At 57.2% G+C, this 26,621-nt stretch carries 19 protein-coding genes and 3 pseudogenes; 3 read left to right on the top strand and 19 right to left on the bottom strand.

What is annotated here, in order from left to right; translation table 11 throughout:
* Positions 1-16: 16 nt before the first annotated feature.
* The 14 genes and pseudogenes from addA to AC0L7U_RS12815 all read right to left on the bottom strand — a co-directional run bounded on the left by addA (position 17) and on the right by AC0L7U_RS12815 (position 18,339).
* Positions 17-3,481 (bottom strand): double-strand break repair helicase AddA, encoded by a 3,465-nt coding sequence (gene addA, locus AC0L7U_RS12880; RefSeq protein WP_473691207.1) that lies wholly within the window; start codon positions 3,479-3,481, stop codon positions 17-19.
* Positions 3,482-3,559: 78 nt separating this feature from the next.
* Positions 3,560-3,742, bottom strand: coding sequence for a hypothetical protein (locus AC0L7U_RS12875; RefSeq protein ID WP_473691205.1), 183 nt, complete (start codon positions 3,740-3,742; stop codon positions 3,560-3,562).
* Positions 3,739-4,866, bottom strand: coding sequence for a PD-(D/E)XK nuclease family protein (locus AC0L7U_RS12870; protein WP_473691203.1), 1,128 nt, complete (start codon positions 4,864-4,866; stop codon positions 3,739-3,741). The genes AC0L7U_RS12875 and AC0L7U_RS12870 overlap by 4 nt, the downstream gene beginning before the upstream one ends.
* Before the next feature lie 41 nt (positions 4,867-4,907).
* Positions 4,908-6,743 (bottom strand): double-strand break repair protein AddB, encoded by a 1,836-nt coding sequence (gene addB, locus AC0L7U_RS12865; protein WP_473691201.1) that lies wholly within the window; start codon positions 6,741-6,743, stop codon positions 4,908-4,910.
* A complete protein-coding gene (locus AC0L7U_RS12860) occupies positions 6,703-7,437 on the bottom strand; it encodes a nucleotidyltransferase family protein (protein WP_473691200.1) in 735 nt (244 codons plus the stop codon). The genes addB and AC0L7U_RS12860 overlap by 41 nt, the downstream gene beginning before the upstream one ends.
* A gap of 42 nt (positions 7,438-7,479) precedes the next feature.
* Positions 7,480-8,868, bottom strand: coding sequence for a tRNA (adenosine(37)-N6)-threonylcarbamoyltransferase complex ATPase subunit type 1 TsaE (gene tsaE, locus AC0L7U_RS12855; RefSeq protein ID WP_473695814.1), 1,389 nt, complete (start codon positions 8,866-8,868; stop codon positions 7,480-7,482).
* A 176-nt stretch (positions 8,869-9,044) separates the two neighbouring features.
* Positions 9,045-11,384, bottom strand: coding sequence for a sensor histidine kinase (locus AC0L7U_RS12850; protein ID WP_473691198.1), 2,340 nt, complete (start codon positions 11,382-11,384; stop codon positions 9,045-9,047).
* A gap of 397 nt (positions 11,385-11,781) precedes the next feature.
* Complete coding sequence (gene ahcY, locus AC0L7U_RS12845; RefSeq protein WP_473691196.1) at positions 11,782-13,170, bottom strand: adenosylhomocysteinase; 1,389 nt, start codon at positions 13,168-13,170, stop codon at positions 11,782-11,784.
* A 289-nt stretch (positions 13,171-13,459) separates the two neighbouring features.
* Positions 13,460-13,741 carry an HPr family phosphocarrier protein gene (locus AC0L7U_RS12840; protein ID WP_473691194.1) on the bottom strand — a complete coding sequence of 94 codons (282 nt, stop codon included), beginning with the start codon at positions 13,739-13,741 and terminating at the stop codon, positions 13,460-13,462.
* Positions 13,742-13,752: 11 nt separating this feature from the next.
* Positions 13,753-14,158: pseudogene (locus AC0L7U_RS12835) on the bottom strand (PTS sugar transporter subunit IIA).
* Between the two features lie 108 nt (positions 14,159-14,266).
* On the bottom strand, positions 14,267-14,737 hold the full coding sequence (locus AC0L7U_RS12830) for an HPr kinase/phosphorylase (RefSeq protein ID WP_473691192.1): 471 nt from the start codon (positions 14,735-14,737) through the stop codon (positions 14,267-14,269).
* The gene (locus tag AC0L7U_RS12825; protein WP_473691190.1) at positions 14,734-16,548 is read right to left on the bottom strand and encodes a stimulus-sensing domain-containing protein; all 1,815 of its coding nucleotides are present in this window, start codon (positions 16,546-16,548) and stop codon (positions 14,734-14,736) included. Before AC0L7U_RS12825 ends, AC0L7U_RS12830 begins: the two co-directional genes overlap by 4 nt.
* Before the next feature lie 11 nt (positions 16,549-16,559).
* A complete protein-coding gene (locus AC0L7U_RS12820) occupies positions 16,560-17,258 on the bottom strand; it encodes a response regulator transcription factor (RefSeq protein ID WP_473695812.1) in 699 nt (232 codons plus the stop codon).
* Positions 17,259-17,472: 214 nt separating this feature from the next.
* Positions 17,473-18,339: a LysR substrate-binding domain-containing protein gene (locus tag AC0L7U_RS12815; protein ID WP_473691188.1), complete on the bottom strand. Its 867-nt coding sequence runs from the start codon at positions 18,337-18,339 to the stop codon at positions 17,473-17,475.
* Between the two features lie 111 nt (positions 18,340-18,450).
* On the opposite strand from AC0L7U_RS12815, the gene AC0L7U_RS12810 reads away from it, so the two are divergent.
* The 3 genes from AC0L7U_RS12810 to AC0L7U_RS12800 all read left to right on the top strand — a co-directional run bounded on the left by AC0L7U_RS12810 (position 18,451) and on the right by AC0L7U_RS12800 (position 21,139).
* Positions 18,451-18,609, top strand: a complete 159-nt coding sequence (locus tag AC0L7U_RS12810; RefSeq protein ID WP_473691186.1) for a DUF1127 domain-containing protein — start codon at positions 18,451-18,453, stop codon at positions 18,607-18,609.
* A gap of 223 nt (positions 18,610-18,832) precedes the next feature.
* The gene (locus tag AC0L7U_RS12805) at positions 18,833-20,443 is read left to right on the top strand and encodes a phosphoenolpyruvate carboxykinase (RefSeq protein WP_473691184.1); all 1,611 of its coding nucleotides are present in this window, start codon (positions 18,833-18,835) and stop codon (positions 20,441-20,443) included.
* Between the two features lie 489 nt (positions 20,444-20,932).
* Complete coding sequence (locus tag AC0L7U_RS12800; protein ID WP_473691183.1) at positions 20,933-21,139, top strand: hypothetical protein; 207 nt, start codon at positions 20,933-20,935, stop codon at positions 21,137-21,139.
* Positions 21,140-21,316: 177 nt separating this feature from the next.
* Here the strand turns inward: AC0L7U_RS12800 and AC0L7U_RS12795 are convergent, their stop codons facing one another.
* The 5 genes and pseudogenes from AC0L7U_RS12795 to AC0L7U_RS12775 form a co-directional block, all read right to left on the bottom strand.
* A complete protein-coding gene (locus tag AC0L7U_RS12795; RefSeq protein WP_473691181.1) occupies positions 21,317-21,727 on the bottom strand; it encodes a F0F1 ATP synthase subunit epsilon in 411 nt (136 codons plus the stop codon).
* A gap of 109 nt (positions 21,728-21,836) precedes the next feature.
* Positions 21,837-23,263, bottom strand: a pseudogene (gene atpD / locus AC0L7U_RS12790) (F0F1 ATP synthase subunit beta).
* 26 nt (positions 23,264-23,289) lie between these two features.
* Complete coding sequence (locus AC0L7U_RS12785; protein WP_473691179.1) at positions 23,290-24,177, bottom strand: F0F1 ATP synthase subunit gamma; 888 nt, start codon at positions 24,175-24,177, stop codon at positions 23,290-23,292.
* Between the two features lie 32 nt (positions 24,178-24,209).
* A pseudogene (gene atpA, locus AC0L7U_RS12780) lies at positions 24,210-25,738 on the bottom strand (F0F1 ATP synthase subunit alpha).
* A complete protein-coding gene (locus AC0L7U_RS12775) occupies positions 25,738-26,298 on the bottom strand; it encodes a F0F1 ATP synthase subunit delta (protein ID WP_473691177.1) in 561 nt (186 codons plus the stop codon). The pseudogene atpA and the gene AC0L7U_RS12775 overlap by 1 nt, the downstream one beginning before the upstream one ends.
* Positions 26,299-26,621: the final 323 nt, after the last annotated feature.

Raw genomic sequence — 26,621 nt, 5'->3', positions numbered from 1 at the left:
AGCCGGACGGCCAACGTCAAGCAAGCGCGCCCTCTGGTCGCAGCTCCTTGAACGTTTCTTCCAGAAGTGCGTCAGGAACCTGCATCAAAGACGGTATTGCAGTCCATAAAAGCGCCGCATGCACGGGTTGTCCGGGGTAAATCTCCTGCAACATGCGACGGTAGACACAGAGCTGCGCCAGATACTCTTGCGGAATATCCCGCGTGTGAACGGGCGGCACCGCATTGGTCTTGTAATCGACAATCAGAATGCGATCTGCATCAACAATCAGTCGGTCAATCTGACCCGAGACGGACACTTCAGTCCCCTCCGCCATGCGCAAGGTGCCAGCGATGGGAACTTCTGCGCGCGCAGTCTCCTCAAACAAGGGGGCGAACTCAAGCCCGCTCACAATAGCCGCCACATCAGCCAGAACCTCGTCGGCAGATTGCGCAAATTCTGTCGGCAACATGCGCTCGACATAACGTCGCGCTGCCGTATCACGGTCGGCAACAGGCACCTCCGGCAACAATTCCAAAAGCCTGTGCATGAGGTTGCCACGCACCAACGGCCATGCCTGTGGCTGGCAGTGAGCCTCCAGCCGCGCATGTCCGGGCACCGGAACGACACTGTCCTTGGCTTCCATTTCCTCAAACACACGCGAGGGACGCAGGCGCACCTTGCGTTTCAAGGCAGGCACCCGACTCGTCATCCACTCAGGCAGTGCGACGGCCTCGCCAGACTCCATGCCTGAAGGCGACGCGACGCCCCCTTCTGCCCGCACCTCAACAGGCGGTTCTTCAAAGGCGGTCGGCTCGGCGCGCTTGTGCTGCCAACGCCAGCCGATGATTTCATCAGCCGCATTGCGAAACTCCTGCGCCTCCGGCACCAGTGCATCATGAACCAGATTGAACCAACAGCGCTCATGGGCACCGCTTTTAGGCTCCCAACCACAGACAACAAGACGATCTTCCGCTCGCGTCAGCGCCACATAAAGCAGGCGCCGATATTCTTCTTCCTGTCCCTCGTGCAAGGTTTCAATGGCGTCTGTATGCCATTCCATCCGGTCTGCCTTGGTCGGCAACCAGACCAGAGCAGGAGGCGCAGTAATGTCAGCCCCACGTGGTCGCGCCACAAAGGCCGGATCATGGTGCGCATTCACCGGCTTTCCGCCCGGATCAATCAGGAAGACAATCTTTGCCTCCAGCCCCTTTGATCCATGCACTGTCATGACACGCACCATCCCGCGCGAGTTGGTCAATTCGCGCTTGATCTCCGTCGGAGCACTGTCAATCCATTGAAGGAAACCCTCAAGCCCGGGCACATCGGTCTGCTCATAGGACATGGCCAGATCGAGAAATTCGTCCAGAACATCATCTACCTCAACGCCCAACCGGCCGCGGAAAGCGCGCCGGCCGCCGTCCACCGTCATCAGGCGGGCATAGAATTCATACGGCGGCATGAAGTCGGCACGATCACGCCAGCCTTCCAGACGCTCGCGTACGCGCTGCCATTTACCGGACGCTTCAGCCATCTTCACCAACGCCTGCCACAGCGTTCCGGCACGTCGCCGATGGTCCGCGCCCTCACGGGCAATTTCCATCAGGTCGTCATCCTCAAGCCCCATCAAGGGGCTCTTGAGGATACTCGCCAGCGACAGATCATCTTCAGGCAGCAACATGAACCGGCCCAGCGCCACCAGATCCTTGACCGCGATGTGATCCGTCAGGACCAACCGGTCGCTTCCCGCGGCAGGAATGGCCAGCGTCTTCATTTCGCGGTTCAGCGTATCAATAAAAGCATCGCGCTTGCGCACGAGGATCATGATTTCGCCGGGCTTTGCCCTGCCCTGATCAATCCAGCTTCGAATGGTCCGTGCGATACGCCGCGCCAGTTTCAGGCGCGGAGAGTTGTTGCCAACACGGTCCAACGGGGCCAGCCAATCCGCGTCGTCTTCGACCACATCGTGCTTTTCAAGCGGCCAGATGTCGACAACACCGGGATCCTTGCGGATGGCTTCATGGACCGGCGCGCGCACCTCCTGCGACAAGCCCTTATGAACGTCGGGACGCTGAAACACCGTATCAACAGCCCCGAGTACATCCGGTGTTGAACGGAAAGACAGCTGCAAATCAATGGAATGAAACAGGCGACCGGCCTGCTCGGATTGCCGCGCAAAGCTGCGGCGCATCTGGTCGAAATAGGCCGGTACAGCTCCTTGGAACGAATAGATTGACTGCTTTTCATCGCCCACCGCAAAAATAGTGCGCACCTCTTCGCGTGCACCGTTCCCGGCAAAGAACTCCTCGGCCAAGGCCTGAATGACCTCCCACTGCCGCGGGCTGGTGTCCTGCGCTTCATCGACCAGAATGTGGTCCAGACCCTGATCGAGCTTGTACTGCACCCACTTGGCGCTTTCCGAACGGGACAAGAGCTTGGCGGTGCGCACAATCAGATCTTCATAATCGAGGAGACCGACCGTGCGCTTCGCCTTTTCATAATGCGTCAAAATCCCGTCCGCCAACCGCAGCAAAGCCGCAGTCCCTTCCAGCGTGACGAGAGCCTTGCGCTGGTCCAGCAGATCAAGAATGCGCTGCTGCTCATCCTGCATGACAGCCATCATGGCGGGAAAGGTCTGGGTCACACTCTTGGTCGCCAGCGACTTGCGCGGCTCCAGCTTTGCGGTCAGGAAAATATCCAGCCACATTTGCCGAAAGACCAGAGGGTCACCGCTGCGCACCGCCTCGACGAGCTTGTTGCCCCGCTCCTGATCCGTCTTGGTGCCGGTGTCATAGGCTTCCTTGTAGGACAGGGCCGCATTGAGATCGACCGAACACTCACTGAAGACGCGAGCATCGAGCGTGGTAACCGTTTCTCCCGGTGCAACACCCAGATCATCGGCCAACGCCTTGAGCGCCTGAGACAGCCCGCCGGCCTCGTCCAGCCAGCGCGCCATGGCGTCACGGCGCGCAATCACCTCATCCAGCGCCTTTTCCGCCGTCGCATCCGGCATCAGATTGATCAATGACGATACCGCAACGCCATAGTCGCTTTTCGGATTCACTTCGGCGTGTTGCAACACATGGGCGCGGGCGTCTGCCATAAGCTCTGCCGCCAGCCGGTCATCCAGAACGGTGAAGTGCCCGGCAACATTGGCTTCCAGCGGAAACTGATGCAGAAGGGCTTCACAAAAGCCATGGATGGTCTGGATCTTCAGACCACCCGGCGTTTCCAGCGCCCGCGCAAACAACCGCCGCGACAAAGCCTGACGCGCGGCCGAAGGTGGCTGACCATCAATGGACGCCAGCTCCGCTAGCAACTGCTCATCATCCATGGTGACCCAGTCGCCAAGAATGCGGAAGACGCGGCTGGCCATTTCTGCCGCCGCCGCCTTGGTAAAGGTCAGGCAGAGGATGCGGGCTGGATCCACCCCGTCCAGAAGCAGGCGGACCACACGGCGCGACAGCACGAAAGTCTTGCCCGACCCCGCATTGGCACTCACCCAGCGCCGAGGCCTGCGGCTGCGACGCTCGATCCTGACGCTCCAATGTCAGAGCGGGAATTTGTGGCGCACCAGCACTCATTCGTCGTCTCCCTCGCCACCGACAGACCACTCCTGCACACGGGCCAGATGGTCAAAATCACCATCACGGCTGTTTTCCATCATCACGCGCGACCGCGACAGATAGCCCGTGTGAGGCAAAGCGTAATGCGCCACCAGTTTTTCAAGCTGCGTCCATGCATCATCGGCCAGATCGCTCAAATCCACATCCTTGGGATTGCGAGGCGCTTCGATGACGGGGTCTGCCCCCCTTTGAGTTGCAAATACAGATATTCGGAAATCGGATGAGAGCCGGGGACGTCCTTGAAACCAAGACGTTGGATCATGGCGGCTTCCAAGGGCAATTGAGGGGCCAACAGAGTTTGAACCTGTTTGCCAGAGGGGACCTGTCCGGTCTTGTAATCAACGACAGAGATCGTTCCGTCCGTCATCAGGTCGATGCGATCGGCCCGACCGCGCAACCGGAATTCAACACCCGGCAATGTCATTTCAACGCCGCCTGCAACTTCCAGAAACCGCCGGTCAACCCGAGGAGCCCGACGCGCTTCAAACGCCACAAAGCCCTGGGCGATGCGCAGAAAACGTGGCCACCACAAAGCACGGATGGCAGGGAAGGCATCAAGGGAGGCAAAGTAATCCTCTCCAACCTCAACCAGACTTGCCACGGCAGTATCATCAAAGGGGCCGGTCCAGGTGCTCAGGAACTCTGCCAGAGCATCGTGAATGATGGTGCCCTTCTCTGCCAGATCCGGCTCTCCACCAATGGGATCAACCGGCGACAGATCAAGCACATGACGGGCATAGATCTCATAGGGATCGCGGACAAGACGCTCGATTTCCGTCACAGACAAACTCTTGGGACGTGCTGCCATTGCAGGAACCGGCATGGGCCGATCAATGGAACGGACAGGACCGTCAGGCTGATCGAGGCAGGCCGCCAATTGCACAAAGCGCTGACCGCGCGCTTCCATCTCGGCAGCCACAGTCTTTCCCGCCAGCGTCTGCAACCGCTGCAACCAGCGCGAGGCCACCGACGGCGCGCCACCCGCCCGGGCGGCCCTTGTCAGAAGCACACGTTTTGCCCCAAGCCCTTGTGCAAAATCATGCGCCCCCGCCCCGATGCGCCGCTCGGGTGGTTCCAAGCCAAGGTCTCGTTTCATGGGGCGGTTCAACCAGGGGTCATTGCGGGTGCGCGGTGGCCACACGCCCTCGTTCAAGCCGCCAAGAATCATTACGTCTGGGGACTGAAGCCGTGCTTCCATCGGACCGAGGATCTGAATACGATGATCGGCCGGCAGTTTTGAGCGCACCGACGATCCGGACATGAAGGCTGCAAAGACTGCCGGCCATTCAGACGGCTTCAGCGTCAGACCACTGTCTCCCCCTCCATCAGGCCGGAGAGCAGCAAGGCCAGCGCATCCCCGGTTTCGCCAGAGTACAACTCTGCGTCCGACCCGATCTCGTCACTTCCAAGCACATGCAGAACGTCGGCCTGCGCCCGTGCCAATTGCTCAACGGGGACAGGCTCGCTCTGCTCGGCCAGCGCCTCAAGCGGTGCCAGTGCGCGCGCCAGACGCTCCACCAACTCCGCAACGGCATCCCAGTCTGCATCGCGCAGTTTTTTCCAACGCGGTGGTGTACGTCCCTCTTCTGCGGCCTTGCGACTGGCCTTGACCGCCATGCGCAGACCCGCCGTGCCCGGCAGAGCCCGCGGACCGCGCAGCACACCACGCTCCAACGAGCGGGCGGCTGAACGAATATCGCGCACCGTCCACCCCAGCCGCGTCAGCGGATGTTTGAGCAGCGAGAGCAGATCGACTGGATCCGCGCCCCTTAACGCTACCCGCGCACTGAGCAACGCCACAATGGCAGGAGGTGTCTGGTCGAGAGGACGCCCAGCACTGTCGTCGACCTGAATTTTCCAACGCGCCAGTTCATTGGCCACCCGCCGCGCCAGAAGGCGGTCTGGCGACACCAACGCGACACTTTCACCATTGGCCAGCGCTTCCCGTAGGGCAATGGCGACGGCAAGTGCCTCTTCGCCCTCGTTCGTGGCCGTGATGACACCCACATCCGCCAACGCGACCCGACGACGCTCCTCGGCGAAGGTCTTGAGAAAGCCGACCCATCCATCTGATGTCTCCGCCGGACGCATGGCCTCGGAAACCAACTGCTCACGGTCCTTAAGCGCCGTAGTGGCCGCAGAACGCAAGGGGATCACCTGCGACCGTTCAACATCCAGCGTATGCAGGAGTTGCTTCAAGCTGTATTGCGCATGGCCCGGAACACTCTGCACCTTGCGATCTTGCATGTGCAGTTGACGGGTGCCCAGCGCCTCCCATGACGCCTGGTCCATATGTTGATCAAGGCCCGGCAACACGATGACGCCCTGCGGCAAACGGGCGACCGTCTTCAGTACTTCCGCCGTGGCAGGAACGGACCCGGTGACACCCGCAACAATCACCGGTCCACGAACAGGGAGTGCGGCCAGACGCTCGGCCTCGCGACGAATAAGAGCAGAGCGGCGCGCCTTTGGGTCCATGCGGTGTTGCTCAGCCAGAAAAGCTGGCCAAGCCTGCTGCACGATCTTTAGGAAATCCAGCGTAATTTGCCAGTAACGCGCGTGATCCTCCGGCACCAGCCCGCCAACTGCCGACCAATCGGCCTCGTCAGTTTCAATCTCATCCATCAGCGTCAGCAAGTCAGCCGCAAGCCATGCGGCATCAGCAGACGAGGCGGGCACGCCCAACGGCTCATCAAGGCGCAAATCCAGCACCTCACGCCGAAGCGCACCCTTCCAGCTCATCACCAACCGGGTCATGGCCAGATGGCGCGTCAACAGCGGCATTTCGGGAGGCAACGCCTCCAGATCATCACCCCCGCGCAACTGCAGCGTCTCTTCGTCGACATCGCCGATGGGACGGATCGCGGGCAACAGCACCGGTTTGCCGTCAAAAAGCTTCAGGAAAATATCAGGCAGAAGGCGGGCAGCGCGGCGCGTTGGCAGATAAAGCGTAACCTGAGAGAGCAACAGCGGGCTGTCGAGAGGCCTAAACCCCGGAACAAGCGTGCCTTCAACAAGGGTTTCCGCCAGCGTTTCGAGAAATGAAACCGACGACGGAATGGTGAAGATCCTTTCGCTGCCCCTCCCCTCCGGCATATCAGGCAGCACTTTCGCGCACGGCGTGCTCAGCTTCGTCAATGGCCTCAGGCGTTCCAACGTGCAACCACAAGCCCTCCATCTGGACACCGTACAGACGGTCGTTTTCCATGGCCTTGTCAAACAGCGTATTCATCGAGAAGGCTCCCTCAGGGGTGCCATCGAAAAGACGCGGATGCAACAAGGCGGCCCCTGCATAGGCATAGGGAGAGACACCGCGTTCAGGGCGGCGCGTCAACACACCTTCCTTGGACATCAGAAAATCTCCCTTCTCGTGATAGCCCACGGCATAGACCGTTTCCGCCATCAGCAACAGCGCATCCATGCGATCACCATCCCAAGCATCAATCATGTGCTCGAGGTTAGGCTTGACGCCCTCCACCCAGCAAGAGGTATCGGCGTTCAACTGGAAGAAAGGCTCGTCCCCCAGAAGCGGCAAGGCTTTGCGAATGCCGCCGCCGGTGTCCAGAAGCTTGGCCCGTTCGTCCGAAATCTTCACCTCAATGTCCGTGCGGCGCAAGACATGAACCTCCACAAGATCGGCGAGATAATGGACGTTGACGACGCAGGTTTTCACGCCAGCAGCCGCCAGACGCTCCATGCCATAGTCAAGCAAAGCCTTACCGTTCACTTCGATCAGGGCCTTGGGGGTCATCGCCGTCAAGGGGCGCATTCTCTTGCCGCGGCCTGCCGCGAGGATCATGGCGTGGGACGGGCGAAATTTCTCGGTGCTCATTACTTTTCCGATTACTCAATCAGGTCGAAAACAAATATGCCATTATGGCCGATTGCGTGAAAACCAGGCCTTGAGATCGGCAAGACCCGGATGTTCCAGTGCGCGGTCAAGATACCGGTTCATGCGCGCAAGATGCGCCAGGTAACCCGGCTTCCCATCCCGATGGGCCAACCGGACGAAGATCCCGAGTATCTTGGTGATGCGTTGCGCCGCCATGACAGCATAGGTCATTTCGAAGGTTTCACGATCAAACTCGGCATCGCGAGCTTGTCTCAGGGCCAGATAATCTTCAAAGAGACGTTTCTCAAGGGTTGCCGGCACATCAACGCGGGCATCAAAAGTCAGTGATGCCAGATCGTAAGCCACAGGTCCGATCTGAGTGTCCTGAAAGTCGATGAGACCAATACGACCGGGGCCCGTTGCGGCAGCTTGCCACAAGATATTGGGCGAGTGAAAATCGCGCAAGACCCAGCCGTCATGGTGCCCCTCACAACAGGCGAGTGCCGCTGTCCAAAGGGTCTCAAATTCCTGACGCAACACCGACGTTGCCTCCTCGCCCGTGACATGCGGCACATACCAGTCCAGAAACAGATCCACCTCAGCCAAGAGCACATCCCGGTCATAGCGCGGAAGCGCAAAACATTGCGTCTCGTCGACCGGAACGACATGCGGCCAGGCGCCGGCGTGCATTTCCGCCAAAACGGCCACCGCCGCCTGATAGCGGGCAGGATCAACCTGACCGTCACCTTGCAGAACTCCGTCGTGACCCAGATCTTCCAGCAGCAACAAGCCTTGCTCCAGATCAAGCGCCAGGATCTCGGGGGCACGAAAGCCCTGCCGACGCAACTCCCGGTCGATCGCCACAAACGGCCGCAGATCGCGTGCCAGGTGGCTCTTGTCGAAATACGCGCAAACCGCTTCCGAAAACCTTTGCGTATCCACGGCAGGCGCGTTCATCAAGACGGCCGTCGCGCCATTGTCCCGATGCACCCTTTCATAGGTTCGCAGCGACGCATCGTCCTTCAGATGCCGTCGATGGGCACCAGACCAGCCCGCAAGATCAAGGAATTGGCGCATCTCCAGCGAGCGATCAAGGCGATTTCCCCACCCGTCACCTTCGATCAACACGGACGCCTTACGAGGATCGGCGGCACCTACCTCAGCAGAAAGATCTTCTTCAAGGTGGATCCACAGACGGCGAGCGGGAAGAAAGTCTTGCGCCATTTCCGGCCACTCGACCAGCCCTACACCTGTCTCCAGCGCCTCTTCCAACCCCAATTCCTCGATTTCTTCCGGGTCTTCGAGCCGGTATAAATCAAGATGCGACACGGCAAACCGCGGCAAATCATAGGTCTGGACCAGTGTGAAAGTCGGGCTGGGCACTTCCAGATCCGGCTGGTCGGCCAGCGTGCGGATCAAGGCTCTCGCCAGGGTGGATTTGCCTGCCCCAAGATCGCCTGACAGGCAGATAAGATCGCCGGGACGCAGACTTGCTGCTCAGGTCTTCTGCGAAAGAAATGGTCGCCTGTTCATCGGCGAGAAAGAGGACACGATCTGCGATCTGGATCGGTCGGAGAACGTCACCGCTCATGAAGCCATCTACTGAATTATTCGGCGGCCAGACGTCCTGTTTCAGGCTTGGCCGGGAAGGTGCAGGTCACTGTCGTTCCCTTCCCTTCTATGGAGTCGATGTCAACCTGTCCACCATGCAGCTCGACGAAACTTTTGACGATGGCCAGACCCAAGCCTGCGCCTTGCCGTTTGGCCCCCACGCCATGCCCGACAAAACGGTTGAAGACCTGTGCCAGAATGTCTTCCGGGATGCCACAGCCATGATCCTTGACCACAAAGATCACCTCGGAATCACGACGATGGCAGCTCACGTCGATGGTGCCGTTTTCGTCCGAATAACGTACCGCATTGGAAATCAGGTTGAAGAGAACCTGCCGCAGGCGTTTTTCATCGGCAAACATGGTGCCGATATCATCCGGCACATGCGTCCGCAGCAAGATCTGTGCTTCGGTCAGGCGATCCTTGAGACCTTCGACAGCGGCATCAACGGTGTTGGCCACATCGACTTCACCGACTTCCAGCTCCATGATCCCCGCATCAAGCGTCGCCAGATCGAGAATGTCGTTGATGATAGCCAGCAGCGCATGAGACGACGACATAATGTAATTGGCGTATTCGCCCTGCTTGTCCGACAGGTCGCCAAACTTGGGATCCGACAACAGTTGAGCAAAGCCAATGATGTTTGTCAGCGGCGAGCGCAGCTCATACGACACATGCTGAATGAAGGCATTCTTGAGCTGATCAGCTTCCTGAAGCGCCGCATTCTTGTCCGTCAACGCCCGCTCGACATTCACGCTGTCGGTCACATTGACGAAGGTGACCAGCGTTCCGCCGTCCGGCAGAGGGACCGTCGCATAATCCAGCACAGTGCCATCTGTGCGTTCCATGCGCGCAGCCGCCTGTGTCCGGTTCTCGGTAAAGCCAGTGACCTTTTCCGCCAGTTCTTTCCAGTTTTCCCGCTCCACATCAGACACAACGCAGGCTTCAACCACATTGTTGACGTGCGGTAATCCATCCAGTTGATCGGTCTCAAGGTTCCAGATCAGACTAAACGCAGGGTTCCAAAGGCGCAGACGACCATCCGAGCCGAACACCGCAACGGCCTCCGACAGATTGTCGAGCGTTTCTCCCTGAACCCTTGCCAGCGCATTATAGCGGCTTTCCAGATCAAGCTGCTCGGTGACATTCTCGTAGATATAGGTCACGCCGCCCTGAGGATGCGGATTGGCGATGACACGCAAGGTGCGACCGTCCGGCAGATGCCACCAGTTCTCGCTGGCATCCAGAGACTGATAGTTGCCCAGCATTCTCTTGCGCCACGTGCGGTAGTCGGCCTGTTCCGGCAGTTTGCGACCGGCGCGCAGCGTATCCAGCAATTCCCCGTCTTCGGGATGGCCTTCGAGAAAATGCGGATCGAGATCCCAAAGCTGCCGAAAGGCCGCATTGTAAAACTGGAGCTTGCGATCACCGCCGAAAATGGCGACCGCGGTTGCAAGCTGATCCAATGTGCGACCGTGAAAATCCTCCATACGGTGGAGTTCCTTACGGACCTGCTCCAACTCGCTGATGTCGACAGCAAGACCGGCAGACCCCATATTCGCCGCAACGTCTGTGACTTCAAACAGTTTGCGCTGGCCGGCAGCGACAATCGGCATGCGCGCACTGAAACGGCCATCATCGTCACGACCCCGTGTCATCGCATCCTTCGCGGCTGCATCGAGGAAAGAGATATCATCACGCACCGCAGACGTGGCATCAGCCGCTTCCACAGCACGTGCATACTCGCGGTTGGCCCAGATCATGGCGCCTTCCGCATCACGCTGCCAGGCAGGCGCAGGCATGGCATTGAGCAGAGAATGCAGAATATGCAGTTCGCCGGAAATACGCGCGTTGCGAGCAGACAACTCAGCCTGCACTTGGCGCTCGCCCGTCAGATCACGCAGACACAACACAACGGCGCTGCCGGTCGTGCGGCCTGTCGCCTCGACATAGGTTCCCGCAATGGTCTTCAAAGTCAGAGAGAACGCTTCGCCGGTGTTGAACAACCGGTCAAGGAACCGCTCCAGATCCGTGGCCCCTTTGGAGGTCAGCCAGGACCCAAAAGCCAGAAGCTGTGCCTCAGAGCGCGGCACACCGGATTCTTCGGACAAGACACCCCAGATGCTTGGCTCGGCACCGGATCCTGACCACACAACGACGCGCTGGCCATCCGTGTTGAGGATCGCTTCAAGACGGTCAACTTCAACCTTGAGATTGCTGCGATCGCGCTTGAGCGTTGCAAGCTGCATAAAAGATCTGCGCTTGATGCGAGCATAGGCCCAGGCTGCGGTCACGGCAAAAACCGACACGCCACCAAAGGCTGCAAGCCAGACCATGGAACCAGCCTCCGCTCCAAACGTTGGCAAAGTGACAGATCCTTCAGCCCATGCTGAGGAGGTTCCGACAAGCATTGCCAGAGCGCTGGCGGCTGACAAAGTCAGTTGCGCTCGAATCCTTCCTCGCAACGTCGCGCTGTTTGGCGCGCCGTTTGAGCCGCTTGCCGGCATGTCATGATCCTCTTAAAGCCGCATCCTGCCCGGGAATCCCGGTTCAGAATCAAAACACTTGGGTGACCGTTTGATTCGTGAAGAACATAACCTTTTTGGAATCTGCGAAGAAGAGTCCCTTGCTAAAAAGTTAATAAAAAGCCTTGAAACGTTAAAATACCTTAATGCATTTTACGATGGTCGAGAGAGGAACGGCCACTATATCTAGTGGCCGTTCGCGTATTTCTTAATATTTATAGTGCTCGGACTTGAACGGACCGGCCTTGTTAATCCCCAGATAATCAGCCTGATTGTCCGACAGTTCGGTCAAGGTTACACCCAATTTTTCCAGATGCAGACGCGCCACCTTTTCATCAAGGTGCTTCGGCAACACATAGACGTCATTCTGATAAGCGTCGCCCTTGGTAAAGAGCTCGATCTGAGCCAGCACCTGGTTAGTGAAGCTTGCCGACATCACGAAGCTCGGATGACCCGTTGCATTGCCGAGATTGACCAGACGGCCCTGCGACAGAAGGATCATGCGCTTGCCGTCCGGGAACTCATACATGTCAACCTGGTCCTTGACCGGACGCAGCTTGGTGTTCTTCAACGCAGCAACCTGAATTTCATTGTCAAAGTGCCCGATGTTACAGACAATCGCCATATCCTTCATGCCACGCATGTGGTCGAAGGTGATGATGTCCTTGTTGCCGGTTGCCGTGACGTAGATATCCCCCTCCGGGAGAGCCTGCTCGATGGTCTTGACTTCATAGCCATCCATCGAAGCCTGCAACGCACAGATCGGGTCGATTTCGGTCACAATTACGCGGGCACCAGCGCCTGCAAGAGACTGAGCCGACCCCTTGCCAACATCACCGTAACCACAAACTACCGCAACCTTGCCGGACATCATGACATCGGTGCCGCGACGGATACCGTCTACCAAGGATTCACGACACCCATAACGGTTGTCGAACTTCGACTTGGTGACGCTGTCATTGACGTTGATGGCCGGGAAAGGAAGCTGCCCCTTCTTCTGCATTTCGTAGAGACGCAGAACACCCGTGGTTGTTTCCTCGGAAACACCCTGAATCAGGTCGCGCTGCTTGGTGAACCAGCCCGGATTTGCCGCCATGCGTTTCTTGATCTGCGCGAAGAGGCAAGTTTCTTCATCAGATTCAGGGTTTTCAATCAGATCGGTTTCACCCGCTTCAACGCGCGCGCCCAGGAGAATGTAAAGCGTTGCATCGCCACCATCATCCAGAATCATGTTCGCGCCATCGGCGAAATCAAAGATCTTGTCAGCGTAGGTCCAATATTCTTCAAGGGTCTCACCCTTGGTTGCGAACACTGGAATGCCAGCGTCAGCGATTGCAGCAGCTGCCTGATCCTGGGTGGAGTAGATGTTGCACGACGCCCACCGGACTTCAGCGCCAAGCTCAACCAGCGTCTCGATCAGCACAGCAGTCTGGATCGTCATATGCAGCGAACCAGCAATACGCGCGCCCTTGAGCGGCTTGCTTTCACCAAACTCGGCGCGGCAGGCCATCAGACCCGGCATCTCGTGTTCAGCGATTTCAATTTCGGTACGACCCCAACCGGCCAGTCCGATATCCTTGACGATGTAGTCAGCCATGAAAATATCCTGATTTTGACGATCTGGTCAGCATGGCCAGACCGTGTTGCAAATTGCCCTGCCCATCCTCGCGTGACGGGCGCATGTCTCTTGTCATCTGCGAACGAGTTATAACGCGACAAAGGAGTCAAAGCAATGCAGATATAAAGAATTCTTTATATCAATAAGACTGCACTTTCCTCATCGCAAGATCCGCACAGAAAAAGAACGATTATCGCTGGCCACGGTTCAACGCGGACAACAGCGCAACTTTGTCAGGTGATGGTCGAGAAAGCAGGAAGAGAGAGTGTCAGTCGTTTTCGCCAAAACCGTCTTCGACCAAATCAACAACAGCTGCCATGGCCACGTCGGCGTCAGGCCCTTCTATCACGATATTGATACAGCAGCCGGGACTTGCCGCCAGCATCATCAATCCCATGATAGAGGTGCCCCCCACCGTTTGCCCGTCCTTGGACACGCGCACGTCGGACCTGAAGGTTTCGACCAGTTTCACCAGCTTGGCACTGGCCCGCGCGTGTAACCCGCGCTGATTGACGATCGTCAGATCCCTGACAAGTTTCGTATCAGTCAAAGAGTGTCTGCCTATCCCTGTCCAGACAGAACCTTGGCTCGCAACAGAGATGTATTTCTGGCCTGCCTGACGTGCTTCGTCAACAGCTGCCGCCAATTCACGATCTGCCCGGACGCTGGCCAGCTTGATCAGCATGGGCAAGTTCACCCCTGCAACCACTTCGACGAACTTACCGTCCATCACCGAGATGGCAAGGTTGGAAGGGGTTCCGCCAAACATATCAGTCAGAAGGACAACCCCCTTGCCGTCATTGACGGTCTCGACAGCAGACAAGATGTCCTGTCGGCGCTGCTCCATGTCATCGTCAGGCCCGATGCAGATCGTTTCGACCTGCTCCTGCGGTCCAACGACATGCTCCAAAGCAGATTTGAACTCCTCAGCGAGGCGTCCGTGAGTGACAAGTACTAGTCCGATCATACGTTTCGTGACCCGAATGTCCGTTGCGCGCCAATTATCTGGCCATAGCTTGATGTTGCACTGTCGGCAACTGCCGAGCGACTTTCAAGCGAAATCGAAGGTTCGCGATCAAATGTAGTCCGGGCTGTTGGGGAAAAGCCCACGAAGAACCCATCTGGTTTGCACAATGGTGGCAAGCACTGCGGTTTGCGCCGCCAAAAGGCGCGGAAGCGCGACACCTTCAATCTCTGTGGTGGCCAGCTCAGGCTCCGGAAGTCGTTGTATTTCATCAGGATGCGCCAGATCAATGACAAGGTCGACGGGGGCCTGTGTCTCGACGGCAGCCGGTTTTACGATGCCGATACCGCGGATTTCAAGAAGCCCGTGAAGGGCCTTGGGGGCCTCTGCAACCAACAAATCACCGGACCGGGTCAAAATCGTGCGATCATCGCTGATATGACAGCCGAGATGCCCTTTTGCGCGCGCCGCTTCAACCAACGCATCTGCAAGCATGGATTTCCCCGCCCCGGATGCCCCCCGAATGAGCACGCCACGCGTGGCCAGCAAAACGCAGCCTGCATGGCAAGAGACCTGCCTCACGATTTCTTCTCCGGCCGAAGCAGGATGACGAAACGGGCGCCCTCAATCTGCGCCTCACCGCTCGGCGTCTCGCTGGTGCGGTTGAATGCCGTAATCCGCCCACCGTGCGCCTCGATGATCTGGCGCGAGATGGAAAGGCCAAGGCCCGAATTGTTGCCGAAGCCCTCGCCTTCCGGGCGGTCAGTGTAGAAGCGTTCGAAAATCCGGTCCGTGTCTTCTGCGCGAATGCCCGGACCTTCATCGTCCACCAGGATCTCAATCCAGTCCTTCTGACGCGACAGGGAAATCCGCACACTGCTGTCTGGCGGCGAAAACGACCGTGCGTTATCGAGTAGATTGGTAATGACCTGACCGAGACGAATATCGTGTCCCAGCACGCGGTAACCGGTGTCTTCCGAGGTTTCCGCAACATTCAGCACCACATTCGGCTGACCTTCTTCGCATCGCGCATTGACGCTATCGCGAATGTTGCCAAGCAAATCATGCATATCGATGGCTTCCGACTGAATGCGCGCCAGTTCCGCATCCAGACGCGAAGCATCTGAAATATCCGAAATCAGCCGGTCGAGACGGCGCACATCATGCTGGATCACCTCCAGCAGGCGGTGGCGCGATTCTTCACTGCGGGCCAGCGGCAGGGTCTCCACGGCGCTGCGCAGCGATGTCAGCGGATTTTTCAATTCATGCGCCACATCGGCGGCAAACTGCTCGATCGCATCGATCTTGTTGTAAAGCGCATTCGTCATGTCGGCGAAGGCCCGCGCCAGATTGCCGATTTCATCCTGCCGATCCGAAAACTGCGGAATCTCCTGACGGGAACTGGTGCCGCGCCGCACCCGTTCAGCGGCCGCAGCCAGACGGCGCACCGGACCGGCGATGGTGCCCGCCAGCAAGATGGACAAGAGGATCGTAACCGTAGCCGCCACCAGGAAAACACGCAGGATAGCCATGCGCTCGGCACTGACAATCTTGTCGATATCCCCCCCTTGCGTGGACAGCATCAACGACCCGAGAACAGCCTTGAAACGCTGAATGGGAACCGCAACGGAAACAATCAGCTCGCCGCGCTCCGAGACCCTCACGATGCTGGCCGGAGAGCCGTTCAATGCGGCCTTGACCTCGGGATAAATCCGCCCGTCGCCGCCGCCGGCCTCCTGATAAAGCGGCATGTCGCCACGCCGCAGCCAAAGCTTGATCGACTGCCAGATCCGCGACAGCCAACTTTCTGTTTCATTGGCAGGCGGTGGCAGATCGAACCGAAGAATTTGCGCGGTCGAATAAAGGTGCCGAGAATCAAGGATCAACGTGCCGTCCGGATCATAGATCCGCGCCCGTGTCTTGGTGGGAGAAATCAAACGACGCAGAATAGGCCCGACCCGCTCCGGATTGACCGGAAAATCGAGGCTGTCCATATCATCGTCTTTTGGCGACACGCTTTCACCAGCCCGAAGCTTCAAAAGCTTTTCCGGATCAACGGTAATGGCGCCGGTGTCGACGGTGGCCGATGACGCAATGGCACCGGCGATGATCTCGCCTTGCGTCAGCAGACTTTGCACCTTGGCGTCAATCAGCCCGGCGCGAAATTGATTGAGATAGAGGTTGCCCATCATCAAAGCGATCAACCCGACAAGATTGATCGCGATAATACGTCGCGTCAGCGATGACAGCACATAAGTGCTGAACAGCCGACCGAAGTGATAGAACATACGGCGACGCACGCGCCTGTTTCCCAGGCGTCGAAGTTGCGACCGTTCAGAGGGAACGCCCTGCGCAGCGCGCTCACGCTCTGATTTACCACTTTCACCAGACATTCAGCGAATGATCAGACCTCTTTGAAGCGGTAGCCAACACCATAAAGCGTTTCGATCATGTCGAACTCGTCATCGGCCATCTTGAACTTCTTCCGCAGCCGCTTGATATGACTGTCGATGGTGCGATCATCAACATAAACCTGATCGTCATAGGCAGCATCCATGAGAGAATTACGGCTTTTGACGACCCCAGGCCGCTGCGCCAACGCCGAAAGGATCAGAAATTCGGTCACCGTGAGCGTGACAGGTTTGCCACTCCATGTACAGGTATGGCGCTCCTGATCCATAACCAGTTGACCGCGCTCCAGCAGCTTGTCGGAGCTGTCGCGTGCCGTCGACGGATCCCGGGGCTGTGCGCGCCGCAGAACCGCACGGACCCGCTCCACCAGCAAACGCTGCGAAAACGGTTTGCGGATAAAGTCGTCGGCACCCATCTTCAAGCCAAACAACTCGTCGATCTCATCATCCTTCGACGTCAAAAAGATCACTGGCAAATCGGTGCTCTGGCGCAGCCGACGCAACAGCTCCATGCCATCCATACGTGGCATCTTGATGTCGAAGATCGCCAGATCGGGCGGATCGCTTTGCAACCCGTCGAGCGCTGATGTGCCTTCCGTGTAGGTTTGTACGCGGTAACCTTCAGACTCCAAAGCAATCGAAACGGAAGTCAAAATGTTTCTGTCATCATCCACGAGCGCGATTGTCGGCATACTCTTGTGTCCAGTTTCCTTGTTGGTCGCCTTGCGATGGCTGACATCCAATTGTGTCATTGTTTATTGCGCCGGGAAATACGCATAAATTAAGGCATTTCAATAGAATGAAATAGGTATTGCCACATAAAGGTTCCAGAGCCACGACCTAATTTCAGAGCTGTGAACAGTTTTCACGGCGATATCATGATGCTTTTGTCCTTCGGCAGCACCCCTAAAGCGATATACGATCGAGCAGCCATTGTGTAAATGTTTCAGCATCGGGCTGCGGCGCAGTTGGCATCATCATGGTATACGCACGGTTGCTGGGCACGAAACCGAAGGGGGCCACAAGGCGTCCGGCAGCCAGATCGTCGCGAACAAGAATATCCGGTGCAATGGCCAGCCCCAATCCGGCCGTGGCACCCTCCAGCAAAAAATAGAAGTGTTCGAAGGTGCGCGATTCTGCATCCATGCCCAGGCTGAGGCCACACGCTTCGGCCCATTCCTGCCAGCCAGTTGGCCGCGTCTTCGTGTGCAGCCGCGGCAGCGTGGCAAGGTCTGAGAAATCGGACACGCCCCGACCGTCCAGCAGCGACGGGCTGACCACCAATCCGACCTTTTCATCCCAGAACCAGATCTCGTTCGGTTCAATCGGCGCATCCTTGACTGCACGGATCATCACATCATACCGATGTGCTTCGCTAAAGCGGCGATCCGAGGTCAATCGCACCTCGATCTCGGGATAGAGATCCTGAAAATTATATAGGCGCGGGATCAGCCACCGCATCGCAAACGTGCCATAGCAATGTACATCAAGCACCCGCCGCTCCGCTGCGTTAACCCGGGAGACGGCCTTTTCCAGAGTATCAAACGCGCGCGTCAAGTCTGGCAAAAGCTCCACAGCAGCCCGCGTTGGCTGCAACTGATTGCGCGCTCCCTCGAACAGCGCAGTCCCCAGAACCTCCTCCAGGCTCTTGATCTGGCGACTGACGGCGCTGTGCGTCACACCCAGTTCATCCGCCGCCAGCGTCATTTTCCCCAGACGCGCGGTCGATTCAAAGGCGCGCAGGGCATTCAAGGGCAAGACGCCGCGTTTCATGTTCATTTTTCTCACATTGAATTTGAGAAAACGTCGTTTTCCTAACGATTTTTATTATGCCATTTTACACTCAAACACAAAAACTCACATAAAAGGATTTGGAGAATTCCCATGCTTCTTCCTCTCTTGAGCAGCCTGATACACGACTGGCATCGGAATTTCGTGACCCGGCGAGACCTGCGCCGACTGCCGAGCGAACAACTCGCGGACATCGGTATGAGCGAAGCCGACCGACTTGCCGAAGCCGCAAAACCCTTCTGGCGTGCCTGAGGCGCCAGACCCACGCCCTAAGGCGCGTTCGAGTTTCGAATGAAAGAAATCGAAAGGTTTATACAGCAGAAGAGAAAGTTGACCTGAAAGTAAATCGATTAAAACAAAGAGAAATTTCTTCTATTATTGAACCTGATATTTATAGACCCTAGCCTACCCTCATTACTGTCCGAAACCGCTTTAAGCAGCATTGAAATCATCGGACATATTCAGGAGTAGACTGATGAGCGCCCATGGTAAAGTTACTAAGCGACTTGCAACGAACGACATCCTGAGCAGCCTGGGCAAGGTGGATGGACGTTACTCCAATTTGCAAGCGCCACGACTTTACGAAGAAGCACTTGCGCGACGTGAAGCGAAACTCACAGCTGGCGGGGCGCTGCTCGCAGAAACCGGCAAACACACTGGCCGCTCCCCCAAGGACAAATTCATTGTTCGCGATGATCTGACAGACGGCACAGTCTGGTGGGAGAACACCTCTGCCATGACGCCCGCCGCATTCGACCTTCTGCTGGCCGACTTCCAAGCCCATGCGCGCGACAAGGACATGTTCATTCAAGACCTCTATGGCGGTTCGCACCCGGCACACCAGCTTTCTGTGCGTGTGCAGACAGAATGCGCCTGGCAGGCCTTGTTCATCCGCAACATGCTGCTGCGCCCCACCCCGGACGCACTGCTAAAGTTTGTCGCCGACGCTCACATCATTGATCTTCCGTCGTTTCAATGTGATCCGGCCCGCCACGGCACGCGCTGTGAAACTGTGATCGCATGTGATTTCAGCCGCAAGATCGTTCTCATCGGCGGCACCGCTTATGCTGGTGAAATCAAGAAATCCGTTTTCACCCTGCTGAATTTTCTCCTGACCGACAAAAACGTATTGCCCATGCACTGCTCAGCCAACACCAGTGACAAGGGCGATACCGCCATCTTTTTCGGTCTCTCCGGCACTGGCAAAACGACACTTTCCGCGGACCCGACGCGCATCCTGATTGGTGATGATGAGCATGGATGGAGCGAGGACGGCGTCTTCAACTTCGAAGGTGGCTGTTATGCCAAGACCATTCACCTGACGCCAGAGAGCGAGCCGGAGATTTTCGCCACCACACAACGCTTCGGCACGATTTTGGAAAACGTCGTGGTCGATGCCAGCGGCGTGCCCGATTTCGAAGATGACAGCAAGACCGAAAACACCCGCGCCTGCTATCCGCTGACCTTCATTCTCAACGCCACGACCAGCGCCGTTTCCCCACCACCGCAGACGATTATCCTGCTGACGGCGGATGCCTATGGAGTCATGCCACCGCTGGCTCGCCTGACGCCGGCGCAGGCGGCCTACCATTTTCTATCTGGATACACAGCCAAGGTTGCTGGCACCGAGCGCGGCGTAAAAGAACCACAGGCAACGTTTTCCGCCTGCTTCGGCGCACCCTTCCTGCCGCGACACCCCAGCGTCTACGGTGACCTGTTGCAAAAGTTCATTGCGCAAAGCAACGCCAGTGTCTGGTTACTCAATACTGGTTGGACTGGAGGACCCTATGGCGAAGGCCGTCGCTTTCCTCTGAGCGTGACACGCAAATTATTGACGGACATTCTGCGCGGCAGCCTGTCACACGCCGTCTGTCGCATGGACGAGACATTCGGCTTTCAGGTCCCCGAAGCGGTTGACGGGATCGCATCCGATGTCCTGACCCCACGCCGGACCTGGGCAGATAGCGCGCGGTATGACGCCGCTGCCACGCAGCTTGCGGAGCTGTTCAGAAAGAATTTCGAGGCCTTTGAAGCCCATGTGGGGGAGGACGTTCGGGGCGCTGGACCTGCTTTGCAAAGAGGCTGATAACCCACTGCTCCGATGCAAAGATTCAAAATCCACCCCTTGGGCGAGTTGCCTCTTGCCCAAGGTCTCGCCGCTCGCTCCTGCCCAAAACTGCGGCACGCCCAATCATTTGACAGGCACTTTGGCTAGTTCCAGTGCCCGTGAAAGATCTGGCACAAGATCTAATCAGTTGTGTCGAACAGGCTTTGCCAAATGCGGCTCCACCTGCAAACACTTTATTAGCATTTAACAAGCAACCCGACTGAGCTTCTTTTAACTAAAATCCCCATTATGCAAGCTGCGGCATCGATAGAGCGATTCCACGTATTGCATTTTAATGACACATCGCTTAATTAATCCATGTGCTTGTGAGGTTGTCGTTGGAGATCGCTCTCCTTTGACCCACGACAGGCGCAAGAGACCCCCAAATAACGCAGGTGCATTTCGGATCCACGCGCTGGATGATCGAAAGTGTTTGCGTTTGCTGTTGACCTAAGAAGGAATAAAAAGATGAACGATTTGAGCCTGCCCCGCCCTGGTTGTTGCAAATGGGCCGAAGGTGATTCGGGAAACTACGTTTTCCCTTGCAAGAACCGGGTTGAATCCGGTATCTCCTACTGTGACGACCATCATGCAATCGTCTACATCCCGCCGGAAGAACGTCGTCGTTCGCGCTCTGGTGGCATGAATACCTCTTTCCGTCGCATTGCTGCCTGATCCTGGCGCATGAGACTAAGGTTCAAACACCTTTCAAAACCCGGCTCTGCCGGGTTTTTTTCGTGCGCGCTCCCGTTAAAGTCTGTGTTGCCTGCGTCACGCAGCAACAAAAAAAGCGCGCCCCATGCGGAGCGCGCCTTGAAAGAAATCTCATCCATCAGTCGGCTCGCCGACCTATCAAGCCGCCTTGAGCGCGTCCTGCAATTCCTTAAGCTTCTGCAGCGTTTCCACAGCACGACGAAGCGTTTCGTCGTCCTTGGCATCGGCAACGTCTTCTTCAGCGTCCTTGATCTGCTGCGCGATCTCGTCCGCTTTCAATTCTCCGACCGGAATAGCCAGCTCGGCCAGAACCGACAGCCCTTCCGGCGTCACATCAGCAAAGCCGCCACGAACGAAATATTCGTCCAGATCACCGCCCTCGCTCCGACGTACCTTGAGAAGTCCGGGGTGCAGTGTCGAAAGAAGTGGGCTGTGGCCCTTGAGAACGCCAAACTCGCCCTCTGTGCCCGGCACAATGACTTCGGCGACCTGCTCTGACATGAGAAGGCGCTCCGGAGAGACCAACTCAAACTGGAATGACTCAGCCATCTGGCGTGCCCCTTAAACAAATGCTGTCTGCGACATCGGGAGACTCCCGAGCGACCGCGCGACATAGAGCTCGGGCACCTGTCTCGCGACAGGTGCCCGGTCAATCAAATCAGGCTGCTTCCGCGGCCAGACGTTCTGCTTTCTCGATAGCTTCGTCCATGGATCCAACCATGTAGAAAGCCGCTTCCGGCAGGTCATCATACTGACCTTCAACGAGGCCCTTGAAGCCCTTGATCGTGTCTTCGAGAGACACGAGCTTGCCCGGAGCGCCGGTGAAGACTTCAGCCACGAAGAACGGCTGAGACAGGAAGCGTTCAATCTTACGCGCACGCGCCACGGTGAGCTTATCTTCTTCCGACAGTTCATCCATGCCGAGAATGGCAATGATGTCCTGCAAGGACTTATAGCGCTGCAACGTCTGCTGAACGGCACGGGCTGTCTCGTAATGCTCGTCACCAATGACACGCGGATCGAGAATGCGCGACGTTGAGTCGAGCGGATCCACGGCCGGATAGATGCCCTTTTCAGCGATCGACCGGTTCAGAACCGTCGTTGCATCAAGGTGAGCAAAGGTCGAAGCCGGTGCCGGATCGGTCAAGTCATCGGCAGGCACGTAAACGGCCTGAACCGAGGTGATCGATCCCTTGGTCGTCGTGGTAATCCGCTCCTGCATGCCGCCCATGTCGGTGGCAAGTGTCGGCTGATAGCCCACAGCAGAAGGAATACGGCCCAAGAGCGCCGACACTTCCGAACCCGCCTGCGTAAAGCGAAAGATGTTGTCAACGAAGAACAGAACGTCCATGGCCCTGATCGCGAAAATGCTCTGCGACGGTCAAACCGGTCAGTGCAACGCGAGCACGAGCTCCCGGGGGTTCATTCATCTGGCCGTAAACCAAAGCGGCTTTGGAGCCTTCACCGCCGCCTTCCTTGTTCACGCCGGATTCGATCATTTCCCAGTAAAGATCGTTGCCTTCACGGGTCCGCTCACCAACACCAGCGAACACGGAATAGCCACCATGCGCCTTGGCGATGTTGTTGATCAATTCCATGATGATCACGGTCTTGCCAACGCCAGCACCGCCGAACAGGCCGATCTTGCCGCCCTTGGAGTAAGGCGCCAGCAGATCGACAACCTTGATGCCGGTGACCAGAATTTCAGCTTCCGTCGACTGTTCGACGAAAGACGGGGCTCCCTTGGTGAATGGAACGACGGTCTTCAGCCGGGATCTCACCTGCTTCGTCGACCGGCTCACCGATGACGTTCATGATGCGACCCAAAGTGCCTGCGCCAACCGGCACGGCGATCGGAGCGCCCGTATCCGTCACTTCCTGACCACGAACGAGACCATCGGTCCCGTCCATGGCAATGGTGCGAACCGTGTTTTCACCCAAGTGCTGAGCAACTTCCAAAGCCAGGCGGTTGCCGTTGTTGGATGTTTCCAGTGCGTTCAGGATCAGCGGCAGGTTGTCATCGAACTTGACGTCGACAACGGCGCCGATGGCCTGGGTAATCCGCCCGACTTGCTTGTCAGCCATAATCCCTAATCCTCATCTCGATCCAATCAAAGCGCCTCGGCGCCCGAAATAATTTCAATCAGTTCCGTCGTGATCTGAGCCTGACGCTGACGATTGTAGGTGACCGACAGTTTGTCGATCATGTCACCGGCATTACGCGTCGCATTGTCCATCGCGGACATCCGGGCCCCCTGCTCGCTGGCAGCATTTTCCAGCAGCGCATGGAAGATCTGGACGGAGATGTTGCGCGGCAGAAGATCATTGAGGATCTCCGCTTCGTCTGGCTCATATTCGTAGACAGCCGTGTTGTCCGATGCCTCATCGGCAGTGTCTGCCACCGACAAATCGGCCGGGATCAACTGCTGTGCGGTCGGAACCTGAGAAATCACCGACTTGAACTGCGAGTAGAAGAGCGTGCAGACATCGAACTCTCCGTCTGCATACATCTTCAAAACGTCCTGCCCGACCTTCTGGGCATCGGCAAAGCCGACGTTCTTCACGTGACGCAAATCGACCGTCTTGATGATCAGACCGCCGAATTCGCGACGAAGAACATCATAGCCCTTCTTGCCAACGCAAATGATCTTGACCGTCTTGCCTTCAGCCAGAAGGCGGCGTGCCATCAGGCGTGCCTGCTTGGCAATATTGACGTTGAAGCCACCACAGAGCCCACGTTCGGAGGTGACGACGATCAGAAGATGTACCTGATCGCTGCCAGTTCCGGACATCAGCGCCGGGGCATCATCACGGCCCTCAAAGGCAACCGCGAGATTGGCGAGCACCGCGTCCATGCGTTCAGCATAGGGCCGTGCGGCCTCCGCAGCCTCCTGAGCACGACGCAGCTTCGCCGCCGCAACCATCTGCATGGCCTTGGTGATCTTCTGCGTCGCTTTCACGGAAGCGATACGGTTTCGTAAGTCCTTCAGGCTCGGCATGGCCGCCCCTGCTCCTTATCCCGACAGCGTTCTCAGGCGAAATTCTTGACAAACTTGTCGAGCACAGCAGAAAGCTTGCCCTTCAGGTCATCATCAAGAGCCTTCTTTTCCCAAATGGCGTCCAGCAGATCCTGGTGCTCATTGCGAAGAACAAGAAGATACCCGGCTTCAAAGTCACGCACCTGCTCGACAGCGATCTTGTCCAGATAGCCGTTCACGCCCGCGAAGATCACCGCAACCTGCTCTTCCGTCTTCAACGGAGAGAACTGCGGCTGCTTCAGCAGCTCGGTCAAACGGGCACCACGGTTCAAAAGACGCTGGGTCGTTGCATCCAGATCGGAACCGAACTGCGCGAAAGCAGCCATTTCACGATACTGGGCAAGCTCGCCTTTAATGGCACCAGCCACCTGCTTCATCGCCTTGATCTGAGCCGAAGACCCAACGCGCGATACCGACAGACCAACGTTCACAGCCGGACGGACACCCTGATAGAACAGGTCTGTTTTCAGGAAGATCTGACCGTCAGTGATTGAAATCACGTTGGTCGGAATGAACGCCGAAACGTCGTTGCCCTGTGTTTCGATGACCGGCAGAGCCGTCAGGGAACCAAGACCGTTTTCTTCGTTGAGCTTTGCCGAACGCTCCAGCAGACGGGAGTGCAGGTAGAAGACATCCCCCGGGAAAGCTTCACGTCCTGGCGGACGACGCAGCAGCAAGGACATCTGACGGTAGGCCACGGCCTGCTTGGTCAGATCGTCAAAGCCGATCACGGCGTGCATGGAATTGTCGCGGAAGAACTCACCCATCGCACAACCAGCGAAAGGAGCGAGGAACTGCAACGGCGCCGGATCGGAAGCCGTTGCGGCAATCACGATCGAATACTCAAGCGCACCGGCATCTTCCAGAGCCTTCACGAACTGAGCAACCGTTGAGCGCTTCTGACCCACAGCGACATAAATGCAGTACAGCTTGTCGTGCTCGTTTTCAGAGGCCTGCAAAGACTTCTGGTTCAAGAAGGTATCCAGCAGGATTGCCGTCTTGCCCGTCTGGCGGTCACCAATGACCAGCTCACGCTGACCACGCCCGATCGGGATCAAGGCATCAATCGCCTTGAGGCCGGTGGACATCGGCTCGTGCACCGACTTGCGCGGCAAAATGCCCGGAGCCTTGACCTCAACACGGCTTTTCGCCGTAGCGTTGATCGGCCCCTTGCCATCCAGCGGATTGCCGAGCGGATCGACAACGCGACCCAGCAGCTCTTTGCCAACCGGAACTTCAACGATGGCGCCGGTCCGCTTGACCGTATCACCTTCCTTGATGCCACGGTCAGACCCAAAGATCACAACACCAACGTTGTCTTCTTCGAGTTGAGCGCCATTCCCTGAATACCACCAGGGAACTCGACCATTTCGCCGGCCTGAACCTTGTCAAGACCGTAAACACGGGCAATGCCGTCACCGACGGACAGCACCTGACCAACCTCGGTCACTTCGGCTTCATCGCCGAAATTCTCGATCTGGTCCTTGAGGATAGCGGAGATCTCCGCGGCCCGAATATCCATCAGCCGACCTCTTTCATCGCAAACTTAAGTGAGTTGAGCTTCGTACGCAGTGACGTATCGACCATGCGGGACCCCATCTTTACGACAAGCCCCCCAATCAAGTCAGGATCAACACTCGCTGCAATCTTAACTGTCTTGCCTGAAGAAGACGACAGAGCCTCCTCCAGAGCAGCAACCTGATCATCGGACAGCGCAACGGCCGACACGACTTCAGCGGTCTGCTCACCACGCTGCTCGGCGAGCTGTGCGCGGAAAGACCGGATCATGTCCGGAAGGACAAACAGGCGGCGATTGCGGGCAACCAGCTTGGCAAAGTTGGCAACCAGACCGGAAATCTGCACCTTGTCCAGAACGGCGCCCAGCGCCTTCAACTGCTCTTCCGAGCTAAAGACAGGGCTGCGTACAAGACGCAAAAGATCGTCACTCTCGATCAGCAAGCGATCAAGTGCGTCAAGATCCCGCTCGACATCCGAAACGACATTCTTCTCAACCGCCAGGTCGAGAAGGGCCGTCGCATAACGCGCCGCAACACCGGATACTAAGGATTCTTTGTCAGTCACCAGATTCAAGCTCTCTGACGTATTTCAACCGCCCGAAGTCCCCGAAAGAACACCAAGCCTTTGAAATGATGATTAAATTCAAGATTGAGAGAAAAAATGAAAGCCCTTCCTCCCAAAAGTCGTGGTTCAATTAGCACAGGCATTGCACATGCGCAACGTCGCCACGCTTGAGCGAAGATCTCTTTCAAGGTGTTTTTTCTCGCAATGATCTTTGAACTGCACAATGTCCTCCCAATTTTCCAAGCCGAAACCTCGAAGCGGTTCAGACTTGCGGCCGCCAGACTGTGGTGTTCCGGTCCAATTCCGCACTGATGACGAAGCTA

The sequence above is a fragment of the Roseibium sp. 10G30-5 genome (assembly GCF_055809635.1).
The sequence above is the reverse complement of the archived record's forward strand: the minus strand, read 5'-3'. Positions and strand labels throughout refer to the sequence as shown.